General features: G+C 72.3%; 11 protein-coding genes and 1 pseudogene. 9 read left to right on the top strand and 3 right to left on the bottom strand.

Going from position 1 to position 21,760, the window contains the following annotated elements:
* Positions 1–135 precede the first annotated feature (135 nt).
* The 3 genes from AB0H93_RS37365 to AB0H93_RS37355 are packed head-to-tail and all read left to right on the top strand — an operon-like array spanning position 136 to position 10,930.
* Positions 136–465 carry a hypothetical protein gene (locus AB0H93_RS37365; protein WP_358579979.1) on the top strand — a complete coding sequence of 110 codons (330 nt, stop codon included), beginning with the start codon at positions 136–138 and terminating at the stop codon, positions 463–465.
* A 27-nt stretch (positions 466–492) separates the two neighbouring features.
* A complete protein-coding gene (locus tag AB0H93_RS37360) occupies positions 493–10,764 on the top strand; it encodes a hypothetical protein (RefSeq protein ID WP_358579977.1) in 10,272 nt (3,423 codons plus the stop codon).
* Positions 10,754–10,930 (top strand): hypothetical protein, encoded by a 177-nt coding sequence (locus tag AB0H93_RS37355; RefSeq protein ID WP_358579975.1) that lies wholly within the window; start codon positions 10,754–10,756, stop codon positions 10,928–10,930. The genes AB0H93_RS37360 and AB0H93_RS37355 overlap by 11 nt, the downstream gene beginning before the upstream one ends.
* Positions 10,931–11,006: 76 nt before the next feature.
* Here AB0H93_RS37355 and AB0H93_RS37350 read toward each other — a convergent pair whose 3' ends face one another.
* Positions 11,007–12,677, bottom strand: coding sequence for a right-handed parallel beta-helix repeat-containing protein (locus tag AB0H93_RS37350; protein ID WP_358579972.1), 1,671 nt, complete (start codon positions 12,675–12,677; stop codon positions 11,007–11,009).
* 107 nt (positions 12,678–12,784) lie between these two features.
* On the opposite strand from AB0H93_RS37350, the gene AB0H93_RS37345 reads away from it, so the two are divergent.
* A complete protein-coding gene (locus AB0H93_RS37345) occupies positions 12,785–13,657 on the top strand; it encodes an SseB family protein (RefSeq protein WP_358579970.1) in 873 nt (290 codons plus the stop codon).
* A gap of 236 nt (positions 13,658–13,893) precedes the next feature.
* Positions 13,894–17,115 (top strand): BTAD domain-containing putative transcriptional regulator, encoded by a 3,222-nt coding sequence (locus AB0H93_RS37340; protein ID WP_358579968.1) that lies wholly within the window; start codon positions 13,894–13,896, stop codon positions 17,113–17,115.
* Here the strand turns inward: AB0H93_RS37340 and AB0H93_RS37335 are convergent.
* On the bottom strand, positions 17,100–17,387 hold the full coding sequence (locus AB0H93_RS37335) for a hypothetical protein (RefSeq protein ID WP_358579965.1): 288 nt from the start codon (positions 17,385–17,387) through the stop codon (positions 17,100–17,102). The genes AB0H93_RS37340 and AB0H93_RS37335 overlap by 16 nt on opposite strands.
* Positions 17,388–17,573: 186 nt before the next feature.
* Here AB0H93_RS37335 and AB0H93_RS37330 point away from each other — a divergent pair, with 186 nt between their 5' ends.
* The 3 genes and pseudogenes from AB0H93_RS37330 to AB0H93_RS37320 all read left to right on the top strand — a co-directional run bounded on the left by AB0H93_RS37330 (position 17,574) and on the right by AB0H93_RS37320 (position 19,600).
* Positions 17,574–18,209 carry a DUF5701 family protein gene (locus AB0H93_RS37330; protein ID WP_358579963.1) on the top strand — a complete coding sequence of 212 codons (636 nt, stop codon included), beginning with the start codon at positions 17,574–17,576 and terminating at the stop codon, positions 18,207–18,209.
* A gap of 121 nt (positions 18,210–18,330) precedes the next feature.
* Positions 18,331–19,107: pseudogene (locus AB0H93_RS37325) on the top strand (erythromycin esterase family protein); the annotation flags it as partial.
* Positions 19,108–19,162: 55 nt separating this feature from the next.
* Positions 19,163–19,600, top strand: a complete 438-nt coding sequence (locus tag AB0H93_RS37320) for an erythromycin esterase family protein (protein WP_358580088.1) — start codon at positions 19,163–19,165, stop codon at positions 19,598–19,600.
* A gap of 161 nt (positions 19,601–19,761) precedes the next feature.
* On the opposite strand, the gene AB0H93_RS37315 is transcribed toward AB0H93_RS37320, so the two are convergent.
* The gene (locus AB0H93_RS37315; protein ID WP_358579960.1) at positions 19,762–20,676 is read right to left on the bottom strand and encodes an LLM class flavin-dependent oxidoreductase; all 915 of its coding nucleotides are present in this window, start codon (positions 20,674–20,676) and stop codon (positions 19,762–19,764) included.
* Positions 20,677–20,823: 147 nt separating this feature from the next.
* Here AB0H93_RS37315 and AB0H93_RS37310 point away from each other — a divergent pair, with 147 nt between their 5' ends.
* Positions 20,824–21,654, top strand: coding sequence for an NAD(P)H-binding protein (locus AB0H93_RS37310; protein WP_358579957.1), 831 nt, complete (start codon positions 20,824–20,826; stop codon positions 21,652–21,654).
* Positions 21,655–21,760: the final 106 nt, after the last annotated feature.

The following is a 21,760-nucleotide window of genomic DNA, read 5'->3' as shown; positions in this document are numbered from 1 at the left end:
GCTCAACCGCACCTCAGGGGACCGTGACGCAACCCAGCCACAAGAAACCGCAAAACGCGGGTTTGACCCGGGACGTAACCACAACTGTGAATCGCGGAGAGGCGGAACTGTGAATCGCGGAGAGGCGGACCAGTCATGAGCGACGCGCTGAACGTCAACGGCGGCCCGGAAGCGGTCGCGGCGCTGCTGCGGCGGCTCGGCCAGTACGGCGAGGCGTACAAGGGTGGGGCGGACGCGAGCAAGGAGCGGATCTCGGAGCTGATGGACAACCCGCGGACCTTCGGCGGCGACCGCATCGGACAGCAGGGGAAGGCGAACTTCCCGGATTCCGACGCGGTGTTCGAGAACCGCGCGCACCTGGCGGGTCAGCTGAAGATCATCGCGGAGAACGGCATCGAAGCGCTGGGCAGCTACGGCACGGTGGACGACTACTTCGCCGACCAGCACCGGAACGTCGAGGCGTGATGGCGGGTTCGGCCGCGGAGGTCCGCATTGGGTGACGGCGGCGTCGGTGAGGGCGCGTCCGATGCGCTCGACGCCTTCGCGCAGGGCGTGGTGGACTTCGGCGAGCAGATGGACGTGTACATCGACGAGCTCAACGAATGGTTGCGCTCGTGGTTCCACTCGCCCATCGTGCTCCCGCGGCTGAGCTCGGTCTTCCGCCTGCTGATCGGCGACTACCCGGAGGCCGACGAGGACCTGTCGGCGGAGCTGGGCAAGGCGTGGGTGGCGGAGGCCGAACGCGCCGTCGAATTCCTCCGGGAAGCACAGCGAGCTGCGGAGGACGTCACCGCCGGCTGGAACGGCGGCATCGCGGCACCCACGATGAAGATGGCCGTGATGAAGCTTTCCCAGGCTGCGAACGACTACGTCACCACGGCCGGCTCGTACGCGCAGGGAGCCTTCAAGTTCAACAACAGCGTGGTGCTGGCCAAGAGCGCTTTCCAGGCCAGCCTGCTGCTCCTGTGCTACGAGCTGATCCGGGCGGCGATCGCGGCGGTGCCGACCTGGGGTGCCTCCATGGTCACCGTGCCACCGTCGATCATCGTGGCGCGGAACGCGACCCGCGTGGCCGTCGAGAAGGCGTTGCAGCGCGTCGGCGCGATCTTCATCCAGCAGACCCTGCGGAAGCTGGGGATGCGCGCCGGGACCGCGGCGGCGCAGCTAGGCGGCCGGACGTTCGCCAGGCTGGGCACGACGGCGGCCGGACGCGCGGCGACCAGGATCGGGCAGACCGCCGGTGGCAAAGCGCTCGGCAGGCAGCTCGCGCGCTCGGCCGCGCGCCAGCAGTCCGGTCGGATCATGCGCCACATGGCGATGGACGCCGCCCGCGCCGGGACCACGCCGGCCCTGCGCAGGGCGGCGGCGAAGAGCGTTCGGAAGAACGCCGCCATGCGGCAGGCGGTCGAGAAGCAGATCGCGGCAAGGCTCGCGGGGCGACCGGTGCCGTTCGCGTCGGCGCTGAGCCGGGAGCAGGCGCGGCTGGTCGACGACGCCGTGCGCAGGACCTTCGAACGCGGGGTGGCCACCAGAACGGGCACCAAGGCGTTCACGACCGGCAACATCCTGGGCCAGCGGATGGTGGGCTACGGCCTGCAGAGCGCGCTCAAGTTCGGCATCGGCGCGGACGTGTTCGCCCAGGTCAAGACCGTGCTGGAGACCGACGGACGGTACTCCTACGACCCGCGGTCCACCGCGGCGGCCTTCGTCGGCGCGAGCCTCGGCGGAGCCCCGCTGGGGCTGGCGAGCAAGACTTCGGGATTCGTGGCGCTCGGCGCGGCCGGCGGCGTGGCCGGGCTCGTCGGTGCCACGGCGGTGACCTCGCCGGGCGGCGCCGGGCGGCTCTTCGGCGGCGAGGGCATCACCGCGGAGAGCGTCGGGCAGGCGGCGCTGGGCGGCGCGGTCGGCGGGTTGTGGGAGCAGCGCATCGGCGAGCGCAGCTTCCACGAGGTCACCGAGGCCTTCGACCTGATGTCGGTGATCAGCACCGGCCAGGCCCCGAACCTGACGAACTTCATCGCAGACCCGGCCACGGCCGCATCGCCCGCGGGCGGCCAGGCCCCGGCGCTCACGGGCGACGGACCCGCCGCTGCTCCGACCGGGAACGGCTCGATGGGCGGCACTCATGCCACCGGTCCAGCGGCAGGTGCGGGAGGCGCCGGTTCCGGCGGTGGGTCGGGTTCCGGTGGGTCCAATGCAGGGCAGGGCCCCGGCGGGGTGCGCCCCGGTGGCGGAGCTGCGGGCGGCTCGGCGGGTTCGGGTGGCGGCTCGGGCAACGGAGGTTCGGGCACCTCCACATCCGGCGCCGACGACGGAGCGGACGGCGAGAACGGCGGCGGCCGGGAGAACGGCGAGAAGGCCGGGGAAACCGCACCGGAATCGGGAGAACCGGCTCCGGAGACCGGGACCACCGAGGCCGGGAGGCCGGGCACCGGCAGCGAAGCGGGTGCGCCGGACGCCGGGCGTCCGGATTCGGGTGGGGCCGAGTCCGGCCGCCCGAGCTCCGGGAACACGGCGGAGACCCCGGATGCCGAAACGCGGCCCACCAGCCCAGGAGAGCCCGGCGGCAGCGCCACGACGCCGGAGGCGGCGAATCCGGCCGGTTCGCCGGATGCCGGAAACCCCGCTGGGACGGCGGAGAATGCTGGTCCGGCCGGTGCGCCAGAGGCCGGGAACTTGCCGGGCAGCTCGGGCGAGGCAGAGGCTGGCACTCCGGCCGCCGAGACCTCTAGTTCTGCTGGAACGACGGAGAATGCTGGTCCGTCCGGCGTGACCGAGACCGGGAACCTCCCGGACACGTCAGAAGCCGGAAGCTCGGCAGGCGAGGCAGAGGCTGGCACTCCGGCCGCCGAGACCTCTAGCCCTGCCGGGACGGCGGAGAACGCCGGTGCAGCGGAGGCCGGAAACCCCGCTGGCACTTCGGAAACCACGAGCACCCCCAGGACTGAGGCGTCGGAGGCAGGTGCCGCCGAGACGGGTGCACCCGACACCTCGGCACCTGGAAGCCCCGGGACTTCCTCGTCCGAGGTCACGCAACCGGACAACGGCGCTCCAGCGGAGTCCGGACAACCGTCCACACCGGACGGTCCAAGCCCCGAAACCGCCGAGCAGAGCGGAAGCACCGAATCCGGCGAGGCCACAGCGCCGGACACCTCCGCCCAAACCGCACCCGCCCAGCCCGCGCCCACGCTGCGCGAGCCCGGCCCGGTCCCGCAGGCGCAGCAGGTCCGCCTGGAACCGCCGGAGGCTCCGGCCGACCCGGTCCGCTCGCCGGAGCTCGCCCGCCAGGGGCCGACCGACCAGCTCACGAGCCTGGTCGAGCGCGGTCTCGGGTCCTTCGACGAGAACACCGGGATCTTCACCGTCCACGCCCCGGGCGGCCAGGTGGTCCAGGTCAAGCTGGGCCTGGACGACGGCGTGCCCGCGGGCGCGTTCGACGTGCTGCCGGGCGGCTTCGAGCTGACCCCGGCCGGGTACGTCCAGACGGCGCCGGCCGAGATCCGGATCTCCACCACCACGACGTCGAACGCGGCCGAGGCGCTGGAACTCGGCGGGAAACGCCTGCTGGAGTCGATGGCGCATCTGCTCGCCACCAGCCCGGTCCTCGCGCCCGGCGAGTTCGCAGCCGCGCATGGCCACGCCCCCGTCCGCGGCGACGCGACGACGGAAGGCGACGTTTGGCAGGCGGCGCCCCGCACCCTGCAGGTCGAACCCGGGAACGCGGGCTCGCGCGAGGACGCGGAGCAGCTGCTCCAGGAGGAGATCGCCCGCCGCCAGTCCAGCACGACGCCCGCGACCGCGGAATCCGACGCCGTCGCGATAGCGGGCAAGCCCGACGGGACTTTGCTGGTGCACTACGGCGAATCCGGCACCGATGTCGCGGCCAACCTCACGGTCGACCCGGACCTGGCGCCGGGCGAGGTCCACGTGCGCGCCCCGGCCTGGCTCGACGACGGCACCGGCACCCTGCGCCAGGTGGACCTCGGCGAGGTGCGCGTTTCCGCCGCCGAGACACCGGATCAGATGCGTTCCCAGATCGAGGCGGGGTTGCGTGCGATGCACGAGGGCCTGCCGGGTCGCGGCGCGAACGCGGCAGGCCCCGGTGCGCCAAGCGCTCCGCCCAGCGTTCCGGGCGGCAAGCCGTCGGAGGTCGCGCTCGCGCACGCCGCGCCGGTGGACCGGGAGCTGCCGGGCATGTCGGAGGCCGTGGCGTGGCTGGCGCAGCAGGGCGTCGACGGGCTGACCCCGGCCGAGCTGAACCACCTGCTGCTGGCCGCGTTCCCGGACCTGTTCAACGAGAACGGGCGGACGCTCGCGCTCGACGGTCAGCTGTTCTCCGTCGGGATCACCTTCGGCGAGGCCACCCAGGTGGGCACCGACGCCGAGCTCCTCAGGCGGCAGACCACGCTGCTGAGCCTGCCCGAGCTGGGCAACGCCGCTTCGGGCGGCCGGCAGATCGTGCTGTCCGGGAAGGTGCCGGTGAGCCTGGTGTCGGGCGAGACGCTCGATGCCGACCCGCAGGGCCGGTGGAGCACCACCAACTCGCACGGCGCCTCGGTGGCGCAGCTCGGCCACGTCTCGTCCTCCGACCAGTTCCGCGGCGACGTCCTCCAGTACGACCTGACGGACGTCAAGCTCTGGATCCGGGCCGAGGAAGGCGCCGGCACCGAGGTGGCCGCGGACCGCCCGGTGAAGGTGTGGCTGAACGCGGCCCACCAGCAGCCGCTCGGCGAAACCGTCGTCTTCGAAGGCGCGACGCGCGACGAGGCCGATCTGCTCCGCGCCGGTCGGCTTGCGGGCCTGGACGACACCAGCCGCGTGGTGGACGCCGTCCTGGCGCAACTCCCCGCCGACCTGCGCGACGACGGCTCGGTCCGCACGCAGGTGCTGTACCAGGTGCAGCGGCAGGAACGCATCGGAACCGCCTTGCAGCCGGGCGGTTTCAGCTTCGAGGTCGGCCTGCCCGGGGGAGCGTCGCACCAGGTGACGCTGCGGTCCCAGGTGCAATGGGACGCGGCCGCGCCGACGCACGCGGCCGGTGAGCAGCTGGGCCACGGCCAGATCGGGGCGGCCTACCGCGCCGCGGCCGATTCGACCGGGCTGACCAGGGGATTCCAGGTCGGGTCGTCGCTGGGCCCGAAGCTGGTCGCCGCCGTCCGGTACATGTTCGGGCGCAGCGCCTCCGCCGGCACGAACACCAGCACCGGGCACTTCATGACGATGGAGGACTTCGACTTCCGGCCCAAGCACACCTACCGGGTGCAGGTGACCACGGAGGTTGAGGTCGACCAGCCGGCGCGCCCGGTGATCACGCAGGTCACGGGCCGGGGATGGGTGCAGCTGGTGGCGCAGGACGCGGCGCGCAACGGGTTGCCGGTCGGCCGCGAAGACCTGCGTTACGACGCCGACGGCGCGATCGCGACCACGACCGTCCAGGAACTCGTGCTCGACGCGCGGGGAAGCGCGCAGACCGCGGCCGATGGGAAGCCGCTCACCACCACGCGCGAAGTGCCAGAAGTCCACAAAGGACTGACGCTGCCGGATCGCCCGCACCGGCCCAACCCCGGCCAGCTGCAGGACAGCGGCCCCACCTTGCTCGACCGCGTGGTCCAGCTGACCGGCGTGCCGGAGGCACGGGAGTTCCTGCGCGCCGCGCTCGCTGACCGGTACGGCGACGTGGACGCGATCCTCGCCGAGTTCACCGAGGAGAAGGCGCAGACCTGGCTCGCCGAGGCGATGCAGGACGGCTTCCGCATCCCGGTCGAGACCCGCGGCCGATCCGGGCAGGTGGAGCTGCGCTGGGTGAAGGTCGAGGCGCGGTGGGCGGCCGAGCGAGCCGAGGAGATCGGCCGCGTCGGCCGGACGCAGCGGGTCAGCGCGCTGCTGACCAGTTCCTCGATCGGCACCAGCATGGAGTTCGCGCGCAGCCGCCTCCGCGAGGCCAGCGCCCTGCTGGGTCAGATGGTCTGGGGCCGCAGCCCCAGCAGCAGCGCGGCCGACTCGTTCAGCTACTCGCAGAACGCGGGCTCCCGGCTGGAGTACCGGGGCGGCAGCTCGCTGTGGCGGGTGCCGCTGACCCTCACCGTGAGCGTGGTCGACGCCACCGGCGCCCCGGTCCGCGACGCGGCGGGCGACCAGGTGCGCAAGGAGATCGCCGATCAGGTCCTGGACGTCTACACCCCGACGGACGTGCGCCCGGACGGCGCGCGCGAGGCCGGACCCACGGTGCGCATCCGGGACGAGGCGGAGTTCGAGGAGCTGTTCACCGGCATGCAGTCCCTGCTGCACCTCGACGCCCGCGGCCTGGACTCGGCGGTGCGCAGCCGGATGCCGACCACCGCGGCCTGGGTGGACACCAGCAACGCGACGGCGCTCGCGCACGCGGGCGAATGGCTCTCCGACGGCCAGCTGATCCGGACCCGCGACCCGCACGGGCAGGTGCGGGGCCGGGCGCTGATCACGGCCCGGCCCACCGGCCTGCGCGTCCTGAACCGGCTGGAAGGCGTCGGCACGGGCCCGCTGGCGCTCTCCCAGCCGGGGCACGACTTCCGCGCGGGCCGGGCGGACGGGACCACGGCCTCGGTCGCCGATCCGGGCGTGCTGGCGGGCATGGACTCGAACGCCGGCGGCTCCGGTGGCCGTGCCGGCGGTACGACCGCCCAGCGCGGGCGCTCCGGCGGCGACGACGAGAACGCCATCACGCCCTACCTCGACGCGCTCACCTTCGAAGCCGACCTGGACATCTCGGTCGCGGCGGGCGAAGCCGCGGCGGCCCGGGTGCTGCCCGCCGCCATCGGCGCGGAGACCGTGCCGGGCAGGTTCCAGTTCGTGCTGACCGCCCAGCAGGTGATGGAGTTCTACGCCAACGGGCTGGAACTCGTCGTGGCCGCCGTCCCGTCCGCGATGGTCGACGAGATGCTGACGGCCTGGGAGAACAACGACCTGCCGCTGGACCGCAGGGTCGCCGCTCGCGCGGTGCAGCGGCGGGCCGCCGAACTCGGGCTGGAAGGCGCGGACATCGACCGGCGGCTGGTGGATCGCGCGCTGGCGGAGTACCCGAACTCGCGGGCCGCCGCCGACAGCAACGACGCGGACGCGCTCGCCGAGCTGGCGCGCCTGCTGCGCGACACCGACGAAGAAGTGGTGCTGGGCAACCGATTCCGGCCGCCGGAGTACCACCGCGACCCGGAACGCCCGGTGACCGGCAGCGGCATCGGCCCCGGCCTGGTGAGCGGCTGGCGGTCGAGCGACGGGCGGCCGCTGCAGCACGCGCTGGACCTGCTCTCCGAGCTCGGCCAGGACGTGGCCGAGACGACCGGCCTGGAGGAGCGGCTGCGCGGCGCGCTGGCGCCCGGCGCGGCGCTGAACAACACGCAGCGGCAGGCGCTCGCCGACGGCGGCACCGACCTGTTCACCGGGCTGGTCCGCAAGAACGGCCGGTGGATGCGGCTTTCGCTGACCTACGAGGTGACCCCGACCGGCCCGGCCACCACCGTCGGCACCGAACCGGGCGCGGTCGCGGCGGTCGGCTACCGCCACCGGGCCAACGCCAGGATCACGCACAGCGCGACCGGAACCGCCGGTGTTTCCGGGGACCTCAGCGAGACGCAGGACTCGCCGATCGGCGACGTCGGCGAGACCGGGAGCGTCGGCGGCAGCGGCAGCCAGCGCACCAGCCTGTCCACCTCGCACGCCGAGGTCAACGAGCCCGGCGTGCTCGACGGGACCGGACTGGCCCGCTTCGAGCGCCCCGCCGAGGGCCGGTTCACCGCGCGGTTGCAGGAGGTTCCGGTCGGCCTGCTCGGCACCGTGAAGAGCGCGGTGACCGGCGAACCGCAGGTGCACACGAGGACCTCGGACGGAACGCTGGTCTTCAAGTACGCGATGCACCGCGCCCGGCCGACGGCCTTCGGCCCGCACGAGCGCGCGGGCTTCCGCAGGCTGACGGGACTGCCGGCCGAGGCGGAGAGCCGCATCATCGAGTGGAGCCTCACCGACCTGCTCTCGTCGGCCGAAACCGCCGTCCGACAGGTGCTCCGCGCCGACTGGGCGCGGCCGCTGGGCCTGCGCAAGGCGCACAACGTCGTCCGCGGCGTGCAGCAGATGTTCACGCCAGGGCACGGCAAATCGCTCTGGGCGGACCTGTCCGACGGCCGGCCGAAGATCGTGGACGAGTTCGCGGTGTCGCCGCAGCACAGCGTCGCGGTCGGCGTGCAGCTGCGGAACTTCGACGTCGAGGTGCTGCACCGCTACGAACCCGGCGACCACGGGCCGTACACCCTGAAGCGGGCGCAGCGGAACCTCACGACGGGGCACGGGCAGAGCAGAACGGGATCGGCGGGGCTCTCCGGCTCGCTGCCGGGCAGCGAGAGCGACGTCGGACCCGGCGACCTGACCGCCGGTTGGGGCGTGCCGGGTGTGAACGCGAGCAGCACCGTCGACAGCTCCGCGAGCGAGCAGGTCGGCTCCTGGACGCAGCTGGAGGGCGAGAGCTTCGAGCCGCACGTGCTGGTCCGGCTGCGGACCCGCTTCTCGGTGACCGCCGCCGTGCAGGAGCTGACCGACACCGGGCTGCCGGGCGATCAGCTCCGCCGGGTCGAGGTCAACGCCGAACCGGTGGACGTGCTCGTCGACATCCCCGCGAAGCTGCTGCCCGAGCTGCAGCGCAGCCTCATGGAGCAGCGGGCGTGGGAGCTCACCCAGGAATCGCAGCTGCCGGAAGGCAAGCTCAAGGGCGTGCTGCGCGCGCTGGCGGGGCGGCAGCGGGCGGCCGAGCAGAACGCGTTCGACCTGGACGCCGCGATGCGGTCGGCGGCGGAACTCCCGGGCCACGATCCGCAGCAGCCGCACCGGTCCCTCGCCGCGCACGTGCGAGAACAGCATCCCGAGCTGGCTGGACCCGGCACGAAGCTCCGCCTGATCAGCGACGAGACGGCCGCCTTGGTGGCGCACCACCAGCGGATGGCCGAGGAGCTGCGCGAATTCCTCGACGAGATCGGCCGCGCCGCGCCGCACCCGGTGGTCGAAGACGGCGTGCGGCAGCTGCGGGACGCGGTCGACGAGCTGGAGCGCGCGGCGACGGCGGTGCCGCAGGCGCGGGAAGAACTCCCCACAGCGGGCCGGGATCGCTTCGACGACGCGGTTCAGCGCTGGCACGACGCGTTCCACGAGGTGCGCGCCATGCTCGTCCAGGACCCCGGGAGCAGTGTCGACGCGATCGCGCGGGAACGGGCCTGGATGGCGCGCTTCGACGCCGACGCGTCGTCCCGGTACCGGCTGGTCGACGAGATCTTGGCGGCGGCGTCGGAGCTCACCGGGCAGCGCTGGGAACTGCTGGCCGGACTGGACCTGATGCCCCACGGGATGGGACTGGACCCGGTCGAGCTCGCGCGCGGGCTGGCGGCGGAGCTGTCCTTCGACGAGCGGGCCGCGGTCGAGGTCGACCTGTCGGTCGCGGCGCCGGACGGCTCGACCACCCGGTTCCGCATCACCGGCGACGGCCAGGTGGTGCAGCAAGGCACCCCGCCCCGACCACCGCAGGCCCCGCCACCACCATCGGCGCCCCCGACGCCACCACCGCCCGCAGGCCCCCCGGCCCCGCCGAAGCCCCCGGCGCCCCCGAAGCCGCCGTTCCCACCGAAACCGGCGTTCCCGCCGAAGCCTGCCGCGCCACCGAAACCTGCGGCCCCGCCGAAACCGGCGGTGCCGCCCAAGCCTGCGGCCCCGCCGAGGCCGGTGGCCCCGCCGAAGCCCGCGTACCCGCCGAAACCCATGGTGCCGCCGAAGCCTGCGGCCCCGCCGAGGCCGGTGGCCCCGCCAAAGCCTGCGATACCGCCGAAGCCTGCGATACCGCCGAAGCCCGGGGTTCCGCCGAAGCCTGCGTTCGCGCCGAAGCCCGGGGTTCCGCCGAAGCCTGCGTTCGCGCCGAAACCCTTCACCCCGAAACAGCCCGCGTCCGCACCGGAGTCCGCGTCCGAGCCGAAGCCTCCGGCTCCGCCGAGGCCGATGGCTCCGTCGAGCACCGGTCGGCCGGGACCGAACGCGGAGTTCACAGTGGACGCCGACGGGGTCATGTCCTGGAAGTCGACGGTTCCGCGCACGCCCGGCGACCGGCCCGGCCCCCTGCACGGCGCGTTCGCCTACCACACCGATCCCGACGCCCCGGCCGCTCACGCGCATCCACCGGCACCGAAGGGCGCGGCCGACGGATCGCCCGCCGAGCCGGGTCTCGCGGAAGCGGTGGCGGAGCTGATGGGCAAGCTGGGCGTCGAACGGCACCCGGACTCCCCGGACGAGTGGGACGCGCAGCTGCCCGACGGGCGGCGGGCCGCGCTCCGGGTCGAGGACGGGAAGCTGGTGGCGGCGAGGTCACCCGAGTCGGCGGACTCCGTCCCGCTGCGGCGCATGCCGGACAGCCGTGCGCAGCTCGACCTGATGGCGGGCATGGCGTTGCGGCAGCTCGACGCCGCCACGCCGGCCCCCGAGAACCCTGCCGATCAACAGTCCGCGGCGGCCCGGGAGGCGGTGTTCCCGCCCAGGTCCGGCACCCGGCAGGTGTCGAATCCGGAGCTGGCGGGGGCGGTTCGGCGGGAGGCGATCGGGGCGGCCGAGGTCCGGTACGAGCGTGACATCTTGAACGCGTTCCCGCGCGACTTCGAGGCGATCGTGGCCAGGGAGGACGGACGAGCCGCGCCGCCGGTTCGCCCCGGCCACGCGGGCGAAGGTGCCCCGCAGAACGCCGAGGAGGACCGGCGTGACCGGTGAGTGGGCCGAACTGGCCTGGGACCTCGTCCTCAAGGCTCACGAAGAGCTCGCGGTGGTGGGCGAAGACCATCCGCAGGTGGAGGTGTTCTGGACCGGCGAAGACCTGCCGCCCTACCACCGGGCGGCCCAGGCCGCCGCCACCCTGCTGCACCGGGAAACGGGGTAACGCCGTGCCAGGGTCGGGCGGGTCCGCAATTTCCATTGAAATCGAAGGTTCGATTTCAATGGAAATTGCGGCGGGGTCACTCGCGGATGGCGTCCAGGAGGTCGTCGAGGCTCAGCGTCCGCAGCTCGTCCCGGGAGGGGCGGCGGCCGAGGTTGCGCAGCCGCGTCGACTGCGACTTGCGCATCCGTTCCAGCAGCTTCCGCGCCTCGCGCGCGTTGCCGAAGTTCGCGTCCCGGTCGACCTGCGTGAACCACTCCAGCAGCGCCAGGTCCAGGTCGTCGCCGAGCAGGTAGTCGTCGCCGCGCGCGAGGTGCCCGCTGATCGAGACCAGCTGCTCCGGCGTGTAGTTCTCGAACTCCAGGGTCTTGGCGAACCGGGACGCCAGGCCGGGGTTGGCGGCCAGGAACTCGCCCATCTCCGAGGTGTAGCCGGCGACGATCACGGCGACCTCGTCGCGGTGGTCCTCCATCAGCTTGACCAGCGTGTCGATCGCCTCCTGCCCGAAGTCGGCGCCGCCGCCGCTGGGCCGGGACAGGGTGTAGGCCTCGTCGATGAACAGCACGCCGCCGCGCGCTTCGTCGAACGCCGACGCGGCCTTCTCCGCGGTGTGCCCGATGTACTGCCCGACGAGATCGCGGCGGGAGACCTCCTTGAACCGCCCGTTGGGCAGGATTCCCAGCGCCTTCAACAGGTTCCCGTAGGTACGGGCCACAGTGGTCTTGCCGGTGCCGGGCGCGCCGGTGAACACGAGGTGGTTGCTGACCGCGTTGACCGACAGGCCCTCGTTGCGCCGCCACTCGTTCACCTGGATCTCGTCGATCAGCGCCCGCACCTCGGACTTCACGCCGGTGAGGCCGATCATGCCGTCGAGTTCGGCGAGCAGCTCGTCGATCTTCTCCTGGTCCTGATGGTTGCCGCTGGTCGCGGTGGCGCCCACCGGCGGCTTCGACTCGGCGCCGCGCCGGACCTCGGTGCGCGCGCCTTCGTCGATCAGCACGCCGGGCGGCGCGGTGTTCTCCACCCGGCAGTCCTCGATCACGCCGCCGCAGCCGCGCCCGACCGAGATGCCCACGCCCTGGGTGTCGTGCACCCAGCATTCGACGATGTTCGGCGAGGTCTGGTCGGCCACCGCGATCCCGGCCTCGCCGGTCTGCGAGATGTCGCAGCGCTCGATGCTGGAGCCGCTGGCCTGGTACATGTAGACGCCGCGGAAACCGGCTCCGCGCACGGTGCAGTGCCGCAGCGCGGCGCGCGCCCCGAGCCGCACGATCACGGCATCGTCGACGATGTCCTGGACCTCGCAGCTTTCGACCACGCCGTCGGCGTTTTCGACGATCAGCCCGCACTGCGAGTCGCTGATCCGGTTGCCGCGCAACGCCACGTCGGCGCCGTCGCCGATGCTGATCGCGGCGGCGTACCCGGCGGTGGCGGCGCAGTCGAAGATCTGCGCGCTACCACCGGCGATCCGGATCGCGGGCTGCACGTCGCCGAACACGGCGAGCCCGCTGAGCTCCACGGTGCCATCGACGACCGAAACGGTCGGCTGGTCGCGGAACGGCGAGCGGATCGTGACGGTGCCCGGCTCGCGGGCGGAAATCGTCACGCGCTTCCGGCGGATGTGCACCGGTTCTTCGTACTCGCCGGGCGCGATGGAGATGACCGCGCCGTCGTCGGCGACCTCCAGGGCGTCGCGAATCGTCGGGAGCGCACCGCGCTGTTCGGGGGAGACCAAGAGGGTGCGTGCCATAACTCCGAGCAAATCTCGCCGGGAACCGTTGGGGGACAACGTACCCCAGAACGGCTCTTCGGAAGTACTACTGTTCGTGGAACGACCTACTGGAAGGGCGGTTTCGGTTGGACGCGCAATGGCAACCGGCCAACGACGTGGAGCACGAGTTGGTCGCGGCGCTGGAAGCGGGGGACAGCAAGCGGTTCGCGGAAATCGTGCTGTCCGCGCCGCTGTACCTGCCGGTGCTGCCCGAGCCGGGCACCGAACTGCGGCGGGAGCTGGACGACCTGATCCCGTTGGAGCGGGCGCACGTCTTCGCCTTCACCTCGCCGGAAGCGCTGTCCCACGTGCTCGGACCGTTCTCATCGGGCCACCGGGAAGTCGACGCCGCGGCGCTGGCGCAGAACTGGCCGCACCCGGACTACTGCTTCGCGCTCAACTTCGATCTGCCGATCGGCGCAATCATGTCGCCGGAATCGCTGGCCCGAATGGCGGCGGGCGAGGAATTCCTGGTGCCCGCCGAGGATGCGGAAGCGGTGGTGCAGGCGCAGATCCGGCGCGACTGCCTGGTGGAGCTCGGCGACGGCGCGGAACCCGGCGTCGTCCCGCCGGCGAACGAACTGGAAGAAGCGCTGGCCGCGGCCGTCGAACTGCAGGACCTCGACGCCTACCTCGCGGCGCTGGTGGACGCCGACGTCGTGCTGCCGCTGTCGCGTCCGCTGACCGACGACGTCGACGACACGAACTTCCCTTGGCTGCTGGTGGGTTCGGCGATCCCGGTGTTCACCTCGGCGGAGATGCTCTCCCGCGCCGCGGCGAAGGTCGAGCACTTCACGCAATTGCCATTTCTCGTCCTCGCCGCCAATTGGCCGCAACGGCAGCACGTCCTGTGCCTGAACCCGGGCAGCGGCACGGAACTCATCATCGGCGGCGACGGCGTCGGCGAGATCGTCGCGGCGGCCGGTGCGGCACTGTCCGAAGGCGACTCCGCGTCGTGAGTGGCAATGGTCGCCGGAACGACCATTGCCACTCACGAGAACGGTGTGCTGCGACGAGGCCGGAAACGGTTCGGTGGAACCAAAAGTGGTGCCGCTGCGTCGGAACTGTCGTGCGGACACGCGAAAGCGTGCCGTCGCCGGCTTCCGCGGTCCGCTGCGGCGCTTCATCACCAACGGCTCGAACGAACTCCGATTGAGGTGGTCTTGTGGGCGCGACCGGGAGCAAGTTGGGGGGCTTGGTTCGCGGATTCCGCAAGCGAGCTGGTCTTACGCAGCTCCAGGTCGCCGAGCAGGCCGGGCTGAGCGCGGCGGGACTGCGCGATGTGGAGCAGGGCAGGGTGGTTCGACCGCGGGTAACCACGCTGCGCCGATTGGCCGAAGTCCTCGCGCTGTCCCGGATCGAGCTGGAAGAGCTGATCCGCGAAGCAGGCGGCGAGGGCGGCAGCGGCCTGCGGGTGGAGGTGCTGGGGCCGCTGAAGGTCGCGGTCAACGGCGAGTCGGTGGATCCCGGATCGGAGACCCAGCGGGTGCTGCTCGGCCTGCTCGCGCTGTCGCCGAACGCGCCGGTGGCGCGGGATTCGCTGATCGAGGCGGTGTGGGGCGAGCGATCCACGTCCGGGTCGGCGGATCTGCTGCAGTCCCGGGTTTCCCGGCTGCGACGCCGGTTGCAGGCCGATTCGGACGAGACGCCGGTGCTGGTGTCCGACCGCGGCGGATACCAGCTCTCGGTCTCGGAGGGCCAGCACGACCTGATGGTGTTCCGGCGGCTGGTCGCCGGGGCGCGCCAGGCCCGGGAGGCCACCGAGGCCCGCGCGCTGTTCGCCGACGCCGTGGCGTTGTGGCGCGGTGAACCGCTGGAAGGCCTCGGCAGCCTGCAGGCGCATCCGCTGATAACCGCGCTGACCAGGGAATACCACGCTGTGCTGGTGGAATACGCCGCCGTCGCCGCGGAGCTGGGGCACCACCAGGAAGTCCTCCCGCACCTGCAGCGGGTCGCCGATGCGGATCCGCTGCACGAGGCGGTGCACGCCGCGCTGATGATCGCGCTCGCCGGCAGCGGCCAGCAGGCCGCCGCGCTCAACGTCTTCGACGCGCTGCGCCGCAGGCTGGCGGGCGAACTCGGCGCCGATCCGGGCCCGGAGCTCAGCGCGGCGTACCAGCGGGTGCTGCGGCAGGAGGTGTCGCGCCCGGAGTTCACGCCGGTCAGCGCGCACCGCCAACTCCCGCCGGACATCGGCGAATTCACCGGCCGGGAAGCCGAACTCCGCGCGCTGCACGAGGATCTGCCGCAGACCGCCGGCTCGGCGGTGGAGATCGTGCTGATCGAAGGCATGGGCGGCGTCGGCAAGACGCGGCTCGCGGTGCACGCCGCGCACCGGCTGCTGGCGACCGGCCGGTTCAGCGACTGCCAGCTGTACGTGGACCTGCGCGGCCACGCCGACCAGCCGCCCGCCGATCCGGCCGCGGTGCTGGCGTCCTTCCTGCGGCTGCTCGGCGTGCCCGACGACCACATCCCGTCCCGGGTGGACGAGCGGATGATGCTGTTCCGCGACCGGCTCTACGACAAGAAGGCGTTGGTGCTGCTGGACAACGCGTCCAGCGAGGACCAGGTGACGCCGCTGCTGCCGTCCGGCCCGGAGAACGTGGTGCTGGTGACCAGCCGTTGCACGCTCGCGCTGGACGGGGCGCGGACGATGCCGCTCGACGTCTTCACGCCCGAGGAAGCCGAGAGCATGCTGGCCAAGGCGGTCGGCCGTGCCCGGGTCGAGGTGGATCCGGCGGCGGCGCGCAGCCTGGTGGAGCTGTGCGGTCGGCTGCCGCTCGCGGTGGCGCTGGCCGCGAGGCGGCTCCAGTCGCGTCGCATGTGGACGGTGTCGGACCTGGCCGCGCGCCTGGAGGAGAGCGACGACCGGCTGCACGAGCTGGTGGCGGGCAACCGCCGGCTCCGGACGGTCTTCGACCTCTCCTACCAGGCGTTGGAGCAGGACGAGCGCCGGCTGTTCCGGCTGCTCGGCCTGCACCCGGGCGACGAGTTCACCGCCGACGCGGCGGCCGCGCTGGCCGGGATCACCGCGACCGACGCCCGCATCCTGCTGGACCGCCTGGTGGACGAACACCTGGCCAACGTGGTCACCAGGCACCGCTACCGCCTGCACGACCTGCTCGCCGAATACGGCCGGGGCCTGGTGCGGGAAGAGGAACCCGAGGCGGAGCGCTCCGCGGCGATCACCCGGGTGCTGGACTTCTACCTGCACAGCACGGCCGGCGCGACGCGCCTGCTGCAACCGCACCAGCCCGAGGTGCCGCTGGTGGGCAGCGAACCCGAGCACCGCCCGGCCCTGAGCACCCGGGAGGAAGCCAGGAACTGGCTCGACGCCGAGCGAGCCTGCTTGATCGCGGCGGTGCGGTTGGCCGCGGCGCGGGGCTGGCCGACGCACGCCTGGCAGCTCACCCGGTCGCTGCGCGAGTACCTGTACCTCTACGGCTACGGGCACGACCACGACTGGGTGCGCACCCACGAGGCCGCGCTGGCCGCGGCGATCGCCGCGCAGGATGCCGCAGGCGAGGCGATGACCAGGGCGGATCTGGCGGCGACCTACCTGGAGCTGGGTCGCGGGGCGGAAGCGCGCGAACACCTGTACCGGGCGCTGGAGTTCCACCGGCGGACGGGAGACCGCGCGCAGGAGACGAGCACGCTGGAGTCGCTCGGGGTCGTGTGCTTCCGGTTGGGCGAGTTCGACGAGGCGCTGCAGCACCTCCGGGAAGGCGCGTCGCTGTGCGCCGGGCGCGACCCGTACCGCGAGGGAGTGTTGCGCAGCAACCTCGGAAATGCCCTGGCGGCAAAGGGTTTCCTCCACGAGGCGTTGGCGAGCCTGCAGACCGGGCTCGAACTGTCCAGGCAGGCGGGCAACATCGACGGGGAGTCCAGCGCGCTCGCGGACATCGGCGACACGCACCGTCGGCTGGGCGACCACGAAGCGGCGCTGGAATACCTGCACCGAGCGCTGGAGCTGGCCGCGGACCACGGCCTGACGCCGAAGGTCGCCTACGCGAACCACCGCCTGGGCAAGGCATACCGGGAACTGGGGCGGTACTCGGAAGCGACGGCGAACCTCCAGGCGGCGCGCCAGATAGTGGCGAAGGTCGGGGGCCCGGCGGCGGAGAGCGAGGTGCTGGTCGACCTGGGCGCGGCGCACCGGGACGTCGGCGACTTCGCGAGGGCGAGCGTGCTGATCGACCAGGGCCTGAGCCTGGCCACCGACCGAGGAGAGCGCTACCAGCAAGCCCTGGCCCTGCGAGAGCTGGGAGAGCTGCACCACCGCGCGGGCCGCGAAGACCTGGCGAAGGCCGCCTGGCGCCGAGCCGACGAGGAGGCGGCCGCGACCAATGGCCGCGATCGCGTGCCCGAGTCACCCCTCGCAAGCACCCGAACCGGCTCGCCTCAGGCCACCGCGTAGTCGCCGAGGGCGGGTTCGAGCAGGTCGAAGGCGCGGGCGGCTTCCCCTGCGACTGTCCCGGCGATCTCGTCGTCGGTGTTCCCGGCCAGGGTGAGCTCCTGGATCCGCTGGAACAGGATGCGGTGCACGGTGCCCAGCAGCCCGGCGGCCGTGCGGACGGTGATGTCGTCGGACCGCCGCCCGCCGCCGGCAAGGGCCTCGGCCAGCGCCTGTTCGCGCTGGTCGTGGAGGCCGCGCAGGCAGGCCGACAGGGTGGGGCTGTCGGCGATCATGCGGGTGAAGTCCGGACCGGCGAACCCCGCGACCGGATCCTGTTGTCCACAGGCATCGTCGTGTCGGGTGCGACACGCCGATGATCCGCAGTTTCAATTGAAACTGCGGATCCAGGTTCAAGGAGCACTGCTCTGCCAGCCACCACGCTCAGCTTCATCGCCCCGAACCTCGAACCGAGGAGTGCCTTGACAGTCAGTTCCCCCGCCGCTCTGCCTCCTCTCGCCGCACAGGCGGAGCGTCTGATCGAGCTAGGGGTGCACGAGCTCGCGGGAATCGCCGCCGACGATGTGCGTGCCTTCGTCGAGAACGAAAGCAGCGGCGCCCTGCTCGCCGTCCACCCGGACCGCGCTCCCGCCTCCGCGATCGCACCCCTGCTCCGCCACGGCGGCAAGCCGGGTTTCGTCGTCACCGACATGCCCGACGTCGACCGCTTCGCGCCCTGCGGCGTCGACCTGCCAGACGCTCCGCTGTACCTCGTCACCGGTCTCGACCGCGGCGACGGCATGGCCAACTGGAGCCCGGAGGAGGCCCTGCCCGCCCTCGGCGAGGAGGGACGCACCCCGCTGCTGCTCACCGAGGGCATCCACTGGGTGCTCCAGCAGCCGGCGGCCCTTGAGCGCAACCACTGCTTCATGACCATCGGTTCCCGGCTGCGCAAGGAGAACGGCGCCTTCGACTCCCGCACGCCGGCCCTGTGGATCAGCAACGGCACGGGGCGGGACGGACGAGAGCGGCGCAACGCCCCGAAGGTCGGCTGGTGCTGGTGGGCCAACCGCCACACCTGGCTGGGCTTCGCCTCTACTGAGGGCCGGAAGATCTAGGCTTCCGACGCCTGCGCGGATCCGGTGACGTGCCCCCACGTCGCCGAACTGGCGGAACGGGCCGGTGAACCATTCCGCCCCGTCCCCCTTCACCACCCTGCACCGAGAATCGAGCCGTCCCATGCCCGCTTCCCCCTTCGCCGCCTGGCTTCGCGACCACGCCACCCTGCTCACCCACCTCGACCCCGAGGCGTCGCTGGACGACCTGGAGCCGCTGCGCGATCTGATCGGCACGGCCCGGGTCGTCGCGGTCGGCGAGAACTCCCACTTCATCGACGAGTTCTCCGCCATGCGCCAGCGCATCCTGCGCTTCCTCGTCGAGCGCTGCGGATTCACCGTCCTGGCCTTCGAATTCGGCTTCAGCGAAGGCCATGCGCTGGACGCCTGGGCGCAGAGGGAAGGCGCGGACGAGGACCTGTCGGCCCACCTCGCGTCGACCATTCCGGTGGGAGTCGGCGAACCCCTGCGCTGGGTGCGCCGGTACAACCGCACCGCCGCCCGGCCGGTGCGCTTCGCCGGGGTCGACATCCCCGCCGCGGGCGGCTCCCTGCTGCCCGCCCTGGCTCCGGTCGCCGACTACCTGCGCGAGATCGACCCCGAAGTCCTCCCCGCGATCCAGGAGGCCATGCGGATCGCCGGTTCGTTCGCCGGCCCCTCCGCGTCCGCAGCCGCACCGAGGTGGACGCGCATGGCCGCCGCCGAACAGGACGCCCTCAGCGCACTCCTGTCGCGCCTGCTGATCCGCTTCCGCTCCGTCGAACCGATCTACGTCTCCCGCGGCGACCAGCGGCGATACGACATCGCGATGCGCCGCCTCGAAGTCGCATGCCACGCGGACTACTCGTTCCGCGCGATGGCGGACCTCTTCGCCGGACGCGGCCTGACCGCCGACCCCTCGGCCCGGGACCAGTCCATGGCCGCGTCGCTCCTGTGGCACCTGGAGCAGCTCGGACCTGAAACCCGCGTCGCTGGCGGCCCACAACGCCCACATCCTGAAGTCCCCGATCTCCTTCGGCGGTCACCTCACGGCGCTGCCGATGGGGCAGTACCTGCACAACGCCCTGGGCGAGGACTACTTCGCCCTCGGCCTGACCAGCACCGACGGGCACACCGCGGACATGCGACCCGACGAGGCGGCGCCGTTCGGGTTCACCGTCGAGAACACGACGCTCGAGCAGCCCGAGCCGGGCAGCATCGAAGCCGCCTTCGCGGACGCCGACCTCGGCTTCAGCCTGGCCGGCCTCCGCGAGGCCGGCCCGCAGACCCCCGGCGCCACGCACCCCGACCGCACCCGGCTGCAAAGCTCCTACCTGCACATCTCGGTCCTCGACGCCTTCGACGCCGTCCTCAACACCGGAACCTCCACCGTCGCCACCAATGCCCTCGGGTGAGATGGGCTCCGCGTCGTCAGGAGCGCGACGCCATGTCGAGGCGGTGCGGGACGCCGGGGCTGCAGCGTTCGGCGAGGGGGCTCGGTCACCGTCTGGAGTCGGGTCCGGGCGGCGCTACCCGCACCGCCGCGGGTTTCAGGCGGATGGCACCGGCGAAGGCGTCACTTCGACGATCGGGAGCACTTCGGGCGCCCGCCCGGGGTGAGGATCTGCCGGACTTGGCCCAGCAGATCGCAGGAGTCGTGCCAGTCGCCGTCGACGGCGAGCGCGATCTTCTCCACGCCCGCCTCCGCGTACGCCGCGAGCTGCTCGGCGACCTGCTCCGGAGTCCCGGCGACGACGTAGCCGCGGGCCTCGTCGACCGGAATGCCGAAGGATTTAGCCAGATTCTCGGCGCAGCGTTCGTGCACGCGGTCATCGGGACGCTGGACCAGGCTGCCTTGGATCGCGATCGCCAGGTGTGGCGCCTGACGACCGTGCTGCTCGGCGAGCTCGCGCAGCCGCTCGGCGTTCGTCCGGATCTCCTCGGGCGTGTGCAGCTCGGCGAACCAGCCGTCGCCGAAGCGAGCCGCGCGGCGCAGCGCGGCGGGCGCGGAGCCGCCGATCCACAGCGGCGGCACGGCGGCAGCCGGGGCGAGCTGGGCGGTCGCGCCGTGCGGCAGCGCCGTCGGCTCGCCGGCGAGCAGTGACGGCAGGAGCTGCAGGAACTCATCGGTGCGCCGGCCGCGCGTAGCGGCGTCGAGGCCCACGGCGGCGTAGCCGCTGTCGTGGTCGCCGACGCCGATGCCGAGGTGCAGGCGGTCGCCGCCGGTGAGGTGTTGCAGCGTCGCGATCTGCTTGGCGGCGCACACGTGCGGGCGCAGCGCGGGCAGGTAGACGGCGAAACCGATGTCGATGCACTCGGTCACGGCAGCCGCCGTGGCCAGCGCGAGCATTCCGTCGAGCGACGGAACTCCGTTGGCGAGGTGATCGCCGCTCCAGATGGCGTCCAGCTCGGCGTCCACGGCGTGGTAGGCCGCCTCCCGGATCTCTGCCTCCGCCGCGCTGGGCAAGAAGATTCCGACTTCCACCGGCATTGTTCGCCCCCGAGGGTCACGGGATCAGTGCTGGTCCCAAGCATCGAACCTCCAGCGCGCTAGAGGTCAAGCCGCCGGATGCGGTGTTGACCTCTAGTTATGTCGAACTCTTAGCGTTCGTGCCAGTCGAGCGAAGGGGTGCTGAGGATGAGCGGCGACAAGGTTCTCGTGGTGGGTGCGACCGGCAAGGTGGGCAGGCATGTCGTCGAGGGGCTGCTGGCGGAGGGCGTCGAGGTCCGCGCGATGACGACGCGCCACCCGGCCGAGGTGGCGGCACCGGACGGGGTGGAGGTGGTCCGAGGCGACGTGACGGCCCCGGACTCGCTGCCGCTCGATGGGGTCGGGTCGGTGTTCCTGGTCTGGCCGTTGCTGTCGGCGGAGCTCGCGCCGCCGGTCGTGGACGCGATCGCGAAGCGGGCCGGGCGCGTCGTCTACCTGTCGGCCACCAGCGCGGGTGACGACGAGGTGTTCCACACCCAGGTGGAGCGGCTCATCGAGGCATCCGAGGCGGACTGGACCTTCCTGCGCGCCGGTGGATTCGCCAGCAACGTGCTGGGCTGGTCCGACGCGATCCGGTCCGAGGGCGTGATCCGCGATGCGTACGGCGCGGCGGCCCGGCCGCTGATCCACGAGAAGGACATCGCGGACGTCGCGGTGCGGGTGCTCGTCGACGAAGGCCACAGCGGGGCGACGTACGCCCTGACCGGGCCGGAGGTGTCGACCCAGAGCGAGCAGCTGCGGACGATCGGCGAAGCCATCGGGCGCCAGTTGCGCTGGGAGGAGATCTCCCGGGGCGCCGCCCGGCGCCAACTGCTGGACAACGGCTGGCCGGCCTCGTTCGCCGACGGGGCGCTCGACTACTGGGAGCGGATCTCCCACGACCCGGAGCCGGTGTCCCCGCACGTGGAGCAGGTGACCGGCCGCCCGGCGCGGACCTTCCGGGAATGGGTCGACGACCACATCGCCGACTTCCGCTGAGGTCCCGCAAGTTCCATTGAGGTTTTTCCAACCTCGTTTTGCGTGGCGGTGCGGGTGGCGGAACCTCAGAGGCTCCCTGGACTGTGGGTGCCCTGACTTATGTATG

The sequence above is a fragment of the Saccharopolyspora sp. NPDC050642 genome (assembly GCF_040654735.1).
Classification (GTDB): domain Bacteria; phylum Actinomycetota; class Actinomycetes; order Mycobacteriales; family Pseudonocardiaceae; genus Saccharopolyspora; species Saccharopolyspora elongata.
The sequence above is the reverse complement of the archived record's forward strand: the minus strand, read 5'-3'. Positions and strand labels throughout refer to the sequence as shown.